This window comes from Sphingobacterium mizutaii, from assembly GCF_900187125.1.
Taxonomy (GTDB): Bacteria; Bacteroidota; Bacteroidia; order Sphingobacteriales; family Sphingobacteriaceae; genus Sphingobacterium; species Sphingobacterium mizutaii.
In genome coordinates, this window is sequence record NZ_LT906468.1 from 1,920,491 (window position 1) to 1,933,147 (window position 12,657).

Here is a 12,657-nt window from a genome sequence, read left to right on the forward strand (position 1 = left end):
CATTAACTTTCTACTAAAGGGATTCCATGGCACTATGGGAAAGTTTCCTTAACAAAATCAAAAATTCAAGAATCATGTGGTGAAGATAAATTAATTAAGTCCTTAAACCCTTCCAATCAGGTGTTTTTTCGGAAAAAAAAGCCCCAATCGAATGCTGAAATACAATTGAGGCTCTAAACGATAATCATCATGCTAAAAGATGATGATCCAATATACAAAAAAATCCCCAAAACCTTGACGATCTGGGGAGCCTAATTAAACAAAAACATAATTTTCATATGTTTATATCTCTCTGTCAGTAACAAATGTCTTTAATAATGGTTTTAAAAAAGACCAGGAATTATAATTATATAGATTATGAATTAAAAAATCAAATATACCTTAAGACCTTTATCCGTCAATTATTTGGTTTTCCATTAATTTTAATAAAAGGGCTCCTTAGAACAGATTAAAAATTTCCTAGAATTCCAATTGGGAGGACTGCAGCTTGATAAGGTTTTTTGAAATTAGACAGAACCTATTCATCCTACCATTTGTCCAGTAAAAAAAGCAAATTTTATGGAAAAGCTCTTGAAATTGGACATTGAAAAATTCGTGCTGACACACGCTGAATGGATAAGAGATCATAAGTCATTGGAATTGGCCATTAAATATGTTGAAGAAGTCCTAAAGGATAACGATAGCCAATTAAAGAATGTAATAAAGAAACTATAGATAACTTCCGTGACGTTCAAAAATATAATCTTATAACTCAATTTTGGGTTCAGCCAAGTTTTTTTCTGTTATTTATTAATTCCTGGGGAAAATAGAAAACAGAGGTGTATCTAAATTGCCCAGTTAACAGCTAATGTTGGAGTTGGGAACAGTTGGTATCAAATGTTTATTTTTCTAAGGCTTTAAACTAATGAATGTTGCTATTGCCATTATCAAACGCGAAATTGAAAAAATGAATGAAAGGATTAAAATGGAAACAAAAATACAAGCGGGCAAAAGGCCAGAAATTGATAGTGAATAGGAGAACTTCGAAAGCGTTTCCCAAATTTAATAAACTGAACCAAGTCATAAAATATCTTAAAAATTTTAGAGTACGTGAACAACCATCACGCCAATTTCATCCTAAGATTAAGGTATTCGATTAGGGCTCGGATTTCTATTTGGAATGAAGATAAAAAAATATAGAACTATTATAAATAAGGGTTGTTCTTATTTAAAACAATCTAAAAATTTTCATTATGGCAACAACAAAATCAGCAAGTACAGAAACTAAAATTAAAGCAAAAAGTAATGCTGCTAAAGATTTAAAGGATCTATTTGAAGACGGTCTAAAAGATATTTACTGGGCCGAAAAGGAATTGGTAAAGGCGTTACCTAAAATGGAGAAAAATGCAACCTCGCAAAAACTAAAAACTGCCATTTCTTCACATTTGGAAGAAACCAAGGAACATGTTAGTAGGCTTGAAGAAGTATTTAAGTCAATCGGGGTTAAAGCTAAAGCAGAGAAATGTGATGCGATGGCAGGATTGTTAGAAGAGGGAAAAGGCATAATGGAAGAAACTGAGCCTGGTGCTGTCCGTGATGCAGGAATAATTGCCGCTTCGCAGAAGGTTGAGCATTACGAAATCGCTACTTACGGAACATTGGCAGCTTTCGCAAAGGTCCTTCAGCATAAGGATGCGTTAAAACTGCTTTTGGCAACCCTAAAGGAGGAAAAATCCTGTGATGAAAAATTAACCTCTATTGCCGATACCAACTTAAATTCCAAAGCCGAATAAAGAATATAGTATTAGAGTGCTTAACAAAATGCCAATCAAGAAAGATTGGCATTTTTTATTTATCATCCCTGCTTAAAAAATTAGATTCACTAAGAAGTGATTGCTTTTTCCTATTCTTTATATAAACTTTAGTTAATTTCAATAACTGATAAACCTTCTTTCAAATTATCTAATGGTAAAAACATCTCCAGAACCTAAAATTCTCCAAATATGAATTATCACAGGAATATTTGGCTAAAACCATCATTAACCCTACATCCTTTAAGATTCTTTAAAATTGCATTTCAAATTTTTCCATAGATATTATGGAGAATGATAAGGACAACTGTGACTAAAACAAAGACTTCTTGCTAGAAAAGCAAATTGGAGCAATTACTATAGAATTAAATCTAAGGATTTAAATAAAAACCCAATGGATTCACCCTATCCATTGGGAATTATTGAATAAACTCTCTATGATTGACTAGTAAAGTTAATGAAAAGATTCTTCACAAAAAAACCCAATAGCTACTATCCATTAGGCCCGTTAGTTAGAGTTCAAACGCTTTAGGGTCAAATATAGGAACGAGTGAGAAAAGATTGAAATTTCCCAAATGTTTTTTGCATTGATCCGGAAATTCCAGAAATAACATAACCCAATAATCTACTCTACGGGCAATGGAGTAAGTTGGCGAGAAAATGAACTATCGGATTTGTTTCTCTAACCTATGCTATATATGGTTATGATCGAAAAGATTCAAACCGTGGGCTTTTTTTGGTAATCTTTCCTTCTTACCCAGTTTCGATTTGGTTTTTAATATTCTTTCTCTGATCGAGAAATTCAACCCTAAGAATTGTGAAGATATCCGAAGGCGGTTCATTCCCTTGTTCGGGTAAAGATTAAAAGGGGAGGTCCATGCTGATGGTACCATATCAGTGAGGAGTTGGGAGTGTTGATAAAATCCCAATAAACTGATATTTATATAAATAATTTAATTCTGAGCAGAACTGGTCAATATGAACAGATATCTATATTGCAAACGGAATCTTTAGTTCCCTGAATTTTGTTCAGTGGGTTATCCTCGTGGATGGAGAAGATGAAGTCATTTGAAAACCCTGGATGTAAGAAATGTTCGATTGATTGAATTAAGACGTATCTACATTGTGAGGTCAATTGGCAAAAAAAACGCCTCGAGTGGCTGGAAGAGCTTGTTTTTTTATATATTTAGGAACTCCAAAATACTATAGTGGCAACCTCACGGCCAATAAATTTGTTAAGCGTATCCGGAGTAAGTCTACTCCGGATTTTTTTTATCATATCTATAATAGCAGCACTTGTTCTATCTTTATGGAATAATGGAAATCCAATATAAAATAATAGAATTCCTTATGCAAAGTATGAATCAGGGGGAAATCTCAACTGAACTCAAAGGTCAGGGCATCAGACCGAATAGCTTGAGTTTCATTGAAAAGTCCATCAATTCCATGAAGGCGAAGCATAATGCCAGAAGGATGTTCCAATTGGGGGTGATCTTATCCAGGTAAGAACGGTCAAGGAAAAAGCTTGTCCAAACTAGAAAGGTATCCAGCGGAAGTTATGAGGAAGTTTAAGCAATTCAGTTGGGATTGAATTTTAAACGCTTATTTTGAAGCCTCAACTAATTAGGGCAGTAAGTATCATTTTTAACTCCTCCAATTAACTTAAATTGGGTATAAATAACTATGTAATCCCAGTATTTTGCCAAAAAAATTGCTTATTAGTTTATTATTTCATACATTTGTTGCTCATTAATTATTTAACTGCAGAATTCTAAGCCAATATTCTGCAAATTAATCCCCAAAGTTTGATTGAAATAAGTGTTGTTGGTGGTGGAAGTTGGGCTACTGCTTTAGTAAAAATATTAACCGAAAACAAGATCCCAACATATTGGTACCTGCGAAGGAAAGAACAGGTAAACCATGTCAAGGAAAATGGAAACAATCCTAGTTACCTTCCGCAAGTTCAACTCAATCCTATATTTGTTTTTCCCAGTGGAAACCTGCGGCATGTGGTTGCTCAATCAAGGATTATCATTTTTGCCGTTCCAAGTGCCACCCTTAAGCAGGTCTGTTATGACCTAGATTGTTCACTTTTTGAAAACAAGATTGTACTAGCCGCAATGAAAGGTACTGTTGGAGCTAATTGTGAAGTCCCCAGCAGTTTTCTGAGCCAAACTTTGAAATTACCAGAGTCCCATATCGTGACCATTGCGGGACCTTGCCATTCAGAAGAAATTGCAGAAAACAAACAAACTTACCTGACCTTATCCTGCTCAAACCCAGATACGGCTGATAAGTTAGCTGTTTTGTTTAAAAGACCTTATGTTAAAGTGCGCAGCAACATTGATCCAATTGGAGTTGGTTATGGTTCTATCTATAAAAACGTATTAGGTATAGCTAGCGGTATGGCCAAAGGTTTAGGTTATGGCGATAATTTCCTGGCTGTTCTCGTTAGCAATGCTCTTTTCGAAATGCAATGTATCCTAGGGACTGAAAGGGATGCGCAAAGAGAGATCTTGAATTCTTCCTATGCTGGAGATTTGCTGGTGACGGCATACTCGAACAACAGCCGAAATCGTCGTTTTGGAGAATTTGTTGCCCAAGGGCATTCGGCAGAAGGAGCAATGGATAAATTAGGGATGGTAGCTGAGGGCTACTGGGCAACTAAAGGGCTTTTTTGCTATGCGAAAGAACAGGGATTGGGTTTACCCATCCTTGAATCTATTTATGAAATATTATACGGAAACCATTCCGTAAGATCAAAATTTAAGGAATTGGAAGGGAAATTAAAATGATGCTATTAGCGACTGACTTGGATGGAACATTTTTAGGGGGGTCAATGGAAGATCGCCTAAAACTCTATCAGATTATCAAGGGAAATAGGGATATTCAATTGGTCTTCGTTACGGGGCGAGGATTGGAATCTGTTATCCCTTTGTTGAACGATCCAACGATCCCAACACCACATTTTATAATTGCCGATGTGGGGGCTACTATTTGCGAGGGTGCTACACTCACTACGATAGACTCCATTCAACATGAAATCGAAAGTAATTGGCCTTCGGTATATGAACTTCAGGGGGATTTTTCAGAGATTCCCGGTTTGGTATATCAAAGAGTCCCCCAGCAGCGACGCTGCTCATATTATTACGATGCAAGTACGGATTTAGTTAAGGTTCGCGCTATTGCTGAAGGGAGAAATTGTGATGTGGTCACATCCTTGGGAAAATATTTGGATATTCTTCCTAAAGGCGTCAATAAAGGGAGTTCACTGAAAAAATTGGTGGCTCATTTGGGTGTGCCAGAAAACAAGGTTTTGGTTGCGGGTGATACATTGAACGACCTCTCCATGTTCCATACTGGATTTTTAGGTGTTGCTGTTGGGGAGTCTGAAACCGCACTTCTTGATGCTACTGAAGATCTGTTGAATGTATATCAGGCACGTCTTCCGGGAGCTGGGGGGATTCTTGAATGTATGGAAAAAATCGAATCTTTTGCCCCCTTCGTTGATAATTTCATTGAAGAACCCCTGCTTCGGCAATCTTCCAAAGATCGCCAGTTGGTGATGGTTTACCATCGACTGCCTTTCGAAAAGATCATGGTTGAAGGGAGCATGAAAAATGTTCCCCCGCAAAGCCCCAATGGAATAATCCCTTCTTTATTAGGACTCTTTGAAAAGGGGAGACCCGGCATTTGGATTGGTGAGGAAGTGGATCTTGGGGAAGGAAATCAGGATGTAAGGCAAAAGGTTGATATCGATAAATACCCTAACCTTGATGTCTCAGCTATCTCACTTTCCCAGAAAGACATTGATAAATTCTATAGGGTGTTTTCCAAGGAAGCATTTTGGCCAACAATTTTTTCTTTTGTCGATAAGGCTAAATTTAATCACCTGGACTGGGCTCATTATTTAAAAATAAATAAGCTTTTCGCCCAGCGGATAGCGAAAGAAGCCGAACCTGAAGCATTGGTATGGATTCACGAGTATAATCTTTGGATGGTCCCTTCATTCCTAAAAATGATGCGTCCAGATCTTAAAATTGGTTTTTTTCACCACACTGCTTTCCCCGCAGCAGATATTTTCAATACAATTCCATGGCGAAGGGAGATCATTGGGAGCTTGTTAATGTGTGATTTTATCAGTTTCCATATCCCCAGGTATGTGGAGAATTTTATTGATGTCCTGCGCAGTCACACTCCTTTTAAGCGGATGAGATCGGTGAATGTTTCCAAGCAGTTTCTTACCTATAGTATGGCGTTGGGTGTTGAAGAGATGACCAAAATAATCTCTGTTGATGGACGAACTATTCGATTAGGTGCACAACCGGTTGGAGTTAATTATGAGTTGATTGAGAGCTTGATAACTAAGGAAGGGATTGCGCAGCGGATCGAAAAATACAGAGCGGAGGCAGAAAATAAAGATATGAAACGAATTGTGTCAATTGAGCGGATGGATTATGTGAAGGGACCTTTGGAAAAGATATTGGCATTCGGGGAGTTTCTGAAGGAATATCCCGAATTTCGGGGAAAGGTCGAACTGATAAACGTCTGTACCCCACCATCGAAAGGCATGCGCATCTATGACAAGATCAGGGATCAGGTCAATCAGGCTGTGGGAGAAATCAATGGTAGGTACGCTACTCTGGACTGGACTCCAATTCAATATTTCTTCCAAGCGCTTCCATTCGAAGAAGTCCTTGTCCAATATGCTCTGGCAGATGTGGCTTGGATAACACCTTTGCGAGATGGTCTAAACCTTGTTTCCAAGGAATTTGTCGCAACGCAGGGGATCTTGAACCAATCGGGAGTTCTGGTACTTTCTGAATTTGCTGGTGCGTCTGTCGAACTCCCATATTGTGTCCCAACAAATCCCTATGATCGCCGAAGCATGATCGAGTCCTTACACCAAGCCCTTACCATGCCGGAAGAGGAAGCCCTTTTGCGGATCAAGAGGTCCTTACAACAAATTAAACATTATGATGTTCATTACTGGGGAGAGGATTTTGTCAGGGAACTTGAAACGAGCAATTACACTAACCAAGTAAAGGATCAAAACAAAAGAATGTAGATCAATTTGAAAATGTAATAAGGGAAATCGAGCAATTAATGATGGTACAATTGCGAATGCTCCTATTGTTAACTTTTCATTGGTGTCAGAAGAATAGGTACTGTTTTTTGAAAAATGGTTGATTTGCATGTTTCAAAACCTTGTCAAAATACCAATGGTGTGATCTAGAAAAAAAACAGATAATATTGCCTGAAAAGGCATAAATTTAATTTGATTAAAAAATAGAACCAGTCTATGTCAAAAACGAAAAATTTCAGATCATCCCTCAGCATGGGAGTCACCATTCCAAGCTTGATATTTATTGTAGGGGTATGTTTGGCATCAGCTATTTTCCCTGAGGCAGTGAACAAGATCCTAAATGATATTAAGGCCTTTATTTTTGTAAACCTGAATTGGGTATACGTCTGGTCGGTAACCATTTTTGTACTTTTCCTTTTATTTTTGATGGTCAGTAAATTTGGCGACATCAAACTGGGCAGGAACGACAGCTCTCCGGATTATTCATTTTTTTCATGGATATCTATGCTCTTTGCTGCAGGCATGGGAATAGGCTTGATGTATTTTAGTGTTTCAGAACCCATGCAACATTATACCAATGAGATTTTTGCCAAGAAGAGTTATGTCAATGCGGCTAAAAATGCCCAACTTTATACATTTTTCCATTGGGGTATCCACGCCTGGGCAATATATGGGCTTGTCGGTCTAGCACTGTCCTATTTTGCCTATAGGTATAAACTCCCCCTATCGCTAAGAAGTTGTCTGTATCCATTATTGAAGGATAGGATCCAGGGTAATTGGGGCAATGCAATCGATGTTTTTGCCCTATGCAGTACTTTCTTTGGCATAACGACAACCCTAGGCTTTGGGGTGGTCCAGGTAAATTCAGGATTGGAGATCCTTGGTATCGTTCCTAGTACCGATTTCATCAACCAGGTTTTCATTGTCGTTATCCTGGTATCGATTTCAGTTTTTTCAGCTACTACAGGAGTTGATAAAGGGGTAAGGATCTTGAGTAACATCAATATAGGGGTGGTTATTTTGCTGATGGTTTTCGTGCTCTTTCTTGGTCCGACCGTCTATCTGATAGGGAGCTTCACGGAAGGGATTGGAAATTACATCAATAATTTCTTCAGCCTAACGTTCAATACCCATGTTTATGAAGAAGAATCCTTGCCATGGTTCTACGATTGGACAATCCTGTACTGGGCTTGGTGGATCTCATGGTCCCCTTTTGTCGGCCTATTCATCGCCAAGATATCAAAAGGAAGAACCATTCGCGAATTTATCGCTGCGGTGCTTATCCTTCCTTCTATCTTCAATTTTATGTGGATGTCAGTGTTCGGCAATAGTGCCATATGGCTGGACAGCCATGTTGCGGAAGGTGCATTGAGCGCACTGGCAACTGATCCAGATTCCCTTATGTTCAGGTTTTTGGAATACCTGCCATTAACCAAATTGATCAGCTTTATGGTGATAGGGATCATCATGATTTTTTTTGTAACCTCGGCAGATTCAGGAATGTTCGTGATGAACAGCATCGCAACCAAGAATGCAAAGATTTCCCCTAAAAGGCAGATTGCAGGATGGGGCGGGCTGTTGGCCGTTTTGGCACTATTCTTATTGAATGCCGGAGGGTTGGAGGCACTGCAGAGCATGACCCTGATCACAGCACTTCCCTTTTCGTTAATCATACTGATGATGATAGTTTGCCTTGTTAAGGCCCTATCGATCGATAAGAAGTATTACGAACAAGAGTTCTCGGTATCGACTGTTCCGTGGTCGGGGAAATTCTGGAAAGAACGGCTAAAACAAATCGTAAATGCTGACGCCCGGAGCGATGTAGATGAATTTATCAACCAAATAGCTGCTGAAGCTATCCATGAGCTACAGCAAGAATTCATGAAGAATGGTGTCGAAGCTAAGGTTACCCAGGGTTCAGAACCAAAGTTCGTAGAGATCGAGATTCAGTATGACCTTGTCAACAATTTCCTCTACGGCATCAGGCGTGAATCCAGGGAAGTCCCTGAATATTTCCAGAGTGAAGAAAACCTTACGGATAGTGGGGAAGGGGAGGCCTACTTTCCTTTGGCATATTTTGGGGACGCCCGGCAGGGATATGATGTGAGATTTTTCACAAGGGAAGAACTGATCGCTGATATCCTTAAGCATTATGAAAGATTTGTGGCCATAATCTCTGAGGGAAAAAATGAAATGTTCATCAGCAGCAATGCCAATAGAAGGATCAGGTAGGAATTTCCTTTTCTTTGACCGGAAAAGGCAAACTTTTCCCAATTATCCTTGGGAGAGTTGATTATTTGACTTAGATATTTCTGTTTTCAATCGAACAGCTAGTTTTTCAATCTGCAATTTGATCATGTTTTCGGTTGCTTCTCTGACAATGTAGAGTCTTTGAACATAGATCTGCGAGGCATAAATTCCGCAAAGTACATAAACATCAGTTCCTATTGGCCAGCTCTCTTCAGCATGGAGTCTAGTATCTACTTTAGTTAGGCTGATGTCATAATAGTCAAAAATACCATCCAGCATTGACTTTAGGCAAACTAAGATAAATTGATTTCTCATCATAAACTGAATTGGTTCACTGGGCATTTTAAAAAACAAACCCAAAGCTAAAGCACTGGGACTGATTGAAAAATGATCTTGATCAGGATAATTGATGAAATTTTACATCAAATTTCTATAATTAACAAGGGTGCCAGTAATTATTCTATTAGATGTACCATTATATCCTGTCACTAATACCACAAAATATTTTAATCGAAAAAATACGTTAGGAATGCTCTCAAATAATTTTCCATGATGTAGTTACCCTTTGGGTTTGACGATAGAATCTATTTTACTCTTGAAATTTTCAAGAAATCCAATTCTATGGAAAAAATGTATCCATCGAGCATCTGTCATTAGTGGCAGGATATCGATTTAAGAAATCTAGGAATATTATTAAATCTTGAACCAAATCAAGTAGTTTTAATGAAGAGAGCCTAACTGATAAGGTTAGGCTCCCAGATTCTAAACTGTTATCTATGCTTCCTTATCCAAATCGTTTAACCATGATCTTACCTCTTCACGGGTCTTGCCCGTTTTTTCCTGCAGCCTTCCATAGAGTTCATCTTCTTTTCCTTCAACATAAAGAAGATCGTCATCCGTTAAATCTGCATACTTCTGTTTAACCTTACCTTTGAGGATGTTCCATTTTCCTTTTAAATCTAAAGAATCCATATATATTTAATTTAGTATAAACTAAATAACACATCCAATTAAATAAGGTTTTCGAAAATATTAAATTAGATAAAAAATAATGTTTATTCCACTTTGGATTACGAATAATAATAATTTTTTCAGTTTACGTTTATTCCATTTTGAAAGATGAGGGCCCTTATCATAATTTTTATAAGCACTGCAAAATCAAGAATATTATTTAAGGACAAAAAACGACGCCTGATTCGGTAACAGTGCCCAATTTTAAGGTGCAAAGCCGTATTTGGATGTGAAAGGCGAAGAGGTTTGATTGGGATGGGATTAAGTAAGTTTGGTGAACAAGGATATGCAATATTGTTATTTTCAAATTTAAAATCAAAATTTAAAAAAGTATAAAAAAATACTATTGTAAATAAAAATTAGTATAATTGTATAACAAAACAAACATGAAGTACGATATTTTAAAAAGTGTTATCGATCTAGTTGAAGAATTTGAGATAGAAAATTCGTTAGAAAACATATATCCTGATGATATCGAAGGTTTTAAAAGATGGATAAACGTCAAATATAACAGCCAGGAGATGGAGACCGAGCCTTATTGGGAAGGAAAAGAAAGTGGGCGCAGTCCAGAAAGTGTAATTAGTACCTTAATTGTCCATATGAACAGATATGCTAAAAGTTATTCCAAATCAGCCATATACGGTTCTGATTTCTCTTCGCAGGAAGACTTTATTTACCTGATTAACCTAAAGGCATTTGGTGAAATGACCAAAATGGATTTGATAAAAAAGAACGTTCACGAGAAACCTGCTGGAATGCAAATTATCAATCGTCTGATTTCTCAAGGTTGGGTCAATCAAACTGATTCTGAAATTGACAAAAGAAGTAAAGTTTTAAAAATCAGCTTCAAAGGATTGAATGTTTTAGAAAACCAAATGGACAGAATCAGGAAAGCGACCGAAATAGTTACAGGAGACTTAAACCATCCCGAAAAAATGGAGCTGATCAAATTGCTCAATAAACTCAATAAGTTCCATCAACGGATATATTACAAGAATATTGAAACAGAATATTTATTGAATGAAGCTTTAAAGGATAAAAGGCGATGAAGAAGAAAATAGCCATTATAGGGTCAGGATTCTCGGGACTATCTGCAAGTGCCTACCTGGCAAAGGCAGGTAATGATGTTCACGTGTTTGAAAAACATGATCGGCCGGGAGGTAGAGCGCGGCAGTTTTCAACCGATGATGGATATGTTTTCGATATGGGTCCCAGCTGGTACTGGATGCCGGATATTATGGATAGTTTTTTTGCTGATTTCGGTTGTCAAACTTCTGATTTCTTTGAGTTGATATCGTTAAACCCACAGTTTGAAGTGGTTTTTTCAGAAGGAAAAATTAGTATTCCCGAATGTCTGGAAGAGCTTAAAGTCCTGTTTGAAGGAATCGAAAAAGGAGCTGGAATGCAAGTGGATAAATTCATGCAAGCGGCAAAGTTTAAGTATGAAGTAGGAATGCAGGATTTTATTAATAAACCCTGTCACAATTGGAGTGAATTCTTCTCTCTCAAGATAGTCAAAAGTGCGATTAAATTGGATTTGTTGACGGGTTTCAGGCCTTACGTTGCTAAATATTTTAAAAGTGAAAAGCTAAGGACCTTGATGGAATTTCCCGTAATTTTCCTGGGTGCTTCTCCAAAGGATATCCCTGCATTGTATAGTTTGATGAATTACGGTGGTTATGCTTTGGGGACCTATTATCCGATGGGCGGGTTTTATCAATTGGTTTTGGCGATGAAAAAAGTAGCCGAAAGTCAAGGTGCTAATTTCCATTTCAACAAAACCGTTGAAAGTATAAACACATGTAGCGGAAAGGTTACCTCGTTAACCATAAATGGCAAGATCCATGAATTTGATGCTGTCATTGCTTCTTCGGATTATCATCATACAGAAACCCTATTAAGTAAAGAGAACAGAAATTATTCAGAAGAATTCTGGCAAAACAGAACCTTTGCACCCTCCAGTCTGATTTATTATTTAGGGATCGATCAAAGCATTCCCAACCTCGAACATCATACGCTTTTTTTTGAGAATGATCTTGATGAACATGTCGATTCTATATATGAAGAAAAAAAATGGCCACAGAGGCCTCTCTTTTATTCCTGTTGCCCTTCCAAAACAGACAGTACTTTAGCTCCCCCGGGCAAAGAGAACTTATTCCTTCTAATGCCGTTGGCAATCGGGATTGACGATGCAGAAACTACACGTGAACTATATTTGAACAACATGCTTTCAAGGATAGAAAGGCATACAGGGATACAAGATCTACGGTCAAAGATCGAATACAAAAGAAGCTACTGTGTCAGCGATTTTATTTCGGATTATAATGCCTATGGTGGGAATGCCTATGGATTGGCTAATACGCTAGGTCAGACTGCAGTCCTAAAGCCCAAAATAAGAAACAAAAGATTGAAAAATTTATTCTACACAGGTCAATTGACGGTTCCCGGACCTGGGATCCCTCCATCCATAATTTCAGGTAGAATTGTTGCAAACGAAATAATCAAACTAAAAAAATAAAA

10 protein-coding genes are annotated in these 12,657 nt (G+C 37.7%); 8 read left to right on the plus strand and 2 right to left on the minus strand.

Going from position 1 to position 12,657, the window contains the following annotated elements:
- Positions 1 to 558 precede the first annotated feature (558 nt).
- The 6 genes from CKW03_RS20340 (at position 559) to CKW03_RS08190 (ending at position 9,108) form a co-directional block, all read left to right on the plus strand.
- On the plus strand, positions 559 to 714 hold the full coding sequence (locus CKW03_RS20340) for a hypothetical protein (RefSeq protein WP_157739439.1): 156 nt from the start codon (positions 559 to 561) through the stop codon (positions 712 to 714).
- A gap of 518 nt (positions 715 to 1,232) precedes the next feature.
- Positions 1,233 to 1,772 (plus strand): YciE/YciF ferroxidase family protein, encoded by a 540-nt coding sequence (locus CKW03_RS08165; RefSeq protein ID WP_093095687.1) that lies wholly within the window; start codon positions 1,233 to 1,235, stop codon positions 1,770 to 1,772.
- 1,368 nt (positions 1,773 to 3,140) lie between these two features.
- A complete protein-coding gene (locus tag CKW03_RS08175) occupies positions 3,141 to 3,296 on the plus strand; it encodes a hypothetical protein (protein WP_157739441.1) in 156 nt (51 codons plus the stop codon).
- Positions 3,297 to 3,595: 299 nt separating this feature from the next.
- Positions 3,596 to 4,585, plus strand: a complete 990-nt coding sequence (locus CKW03_RS08180; RefSeq protein WP_093095691.1) for an NAD(P)H-dependent glycerol-3-phosphate dehydrogenase — start codon at positions 3,596 to 3,598, stop codon at positions 4,583 to 4,585.
- Entirely contained in the window at positions 4,582 to 6,858 is a 2,277-nt protein-coding gene (gene ggpS / locus CKW03_RS08185; RefSeq protein ID WP_236736442.1) for a glucosylglycerol-phosphate synthase, read from the plus strand. The genes CKW03_RS08180 and ggpS overlap by 4 nt, the downstream gene beginning before the upstream one ends.
- 234 nt (positions 6,859 to 7,092) lie before the next feature.
- Positions 7,093 to 9,108: a BCCT family transporter gene (locus CKW03_RS08190; protein WP_093095692.1), complete on the plus strand. Its 2,016-nt coding sequence runs from the start codon at positions 7,093 to 7,095 to the stop codon at positions 9,106 to 9,108.
- A 42-nt stretch (positions 9,109 to 9,150) separates the two neighbouring features.
- Here CKW03_RS08190 and CKW03_RS08195 read toward each other — a convergent pair whose 3' ends face one another.
- On the minus strand, positions 9,151 to 9,405 hold the full coding sequence (locus CKW03_RS08195; RefSeq protein ID WP_139185419.1) for a hypothetical protein: 255 nt from the start codon (positions 9,403 to 9,405) through the stop codon (positions 9,151 to 9,153).
- Between the two features lie 495 nt (positions 9,406 to 9,900).
- Complete coding sequence (locus CKW03_RS08200; protein WP_093095696.1) at positions 9,901 to 10,098, minus strand: CsbD family protein; 198 nt, start codon at positions 10,096 to 10,098, stop codon at positions 9,901 to 9,903.
- A gap of 425 nt (positions 10,099 to 10,523) precedes the next feature.
- Here CKW03_RS08200 and CKW03_RS08205 point away from each other — a divergent pair, with 425 nt between their 5' ends.
- On the plus strand, positions 10,524 to 11,186 hold the full coding sequence (locus CKW03_RS08205; protein ID WP_093095698.1) for a MarR family winged helix-turn-helix transcriptional regulator: 663 nt from the start codon (positions 10,524 to 10,526) through the stop codon (positions 11,184 to 11,186).
- Entirely contained in the window at positions 11,183 to 12,655 is a 1,473-nt protein-coding gene (locus CKW03_RS08210; RefSeq protein ID WP_093095700.1) for a bifunctional phytoene desaturase/3,4-desaturase, read from the plus strand. Before CKW03_RS08205 ends, CKW03_RS08210 begins: the two co-directional genes overlap by 4 nt.
- The last annotated feature ends 2 nt before the right edge of the window (positions 12,656 to 12,657 follow it).

Coding starts and splice junctions, on each gene's coding strand:
- CKW03_RS08205 (WP_093095698.1), top strand. CDS start 10,524: ATGAAGTACGATATTTTAAAAAGTGTTATCGATCTAGTTGAAGAATTT.
- CKW03_RS08200 (WP_093095696.1), bottom strand. CDS start 10,098: ATGGATTCTTTAGATTTAAAAGGAAAATGGAACATCCTCAAAGGTAAG.
- CKW03_RS08210 (WP_093095700.1), top strand. CDS start 11,183: ATGAAGAAGAAAATAGCCATTATAGGGTCAGGATTCTCGGGACTATCT.
- CKW03_RS08190 (WP_093095692.1), top strand. CDS start 7,093: ATGTCAAAAACGAAAAATTTCAGATCATCCCTCAGCATGGGAGTCACC.
- CKW03_RS20340 (WP_157739439.1), top strand. CDS start 559: ATGGAAAAGCTCTTGAAATTGGACATTGAAAAATTCGTGCTGACACAC.
- CKW03_RS08195 (WP_139185419.1), bottom strand. CDS start 9,405: ATGCTGGATGGTATTTTTGACTATTATGACATCAGCCTAACTAAAGTA.
- CKW03_RS08165 (WP_093095687.1), top strand. CDS start 1,233: ATGGCAACAACAAAATCAGCAAGTACAGAAACTAAAATTAAAGCAAAA.
- CKW03_RS08175 (WP_157739441.1), top strand. CDS start 3,141: ATGCAAAGTATGAATCAGGGGGAAATCTCAACTGAACTCAAAGGTCAG.
- ggpS (WP_236736442.1), top strand. CDS start 4,582: ATGATGCTATTAGCGACTGACTTGGATGGAACATTTTTAGGGGGGTCA.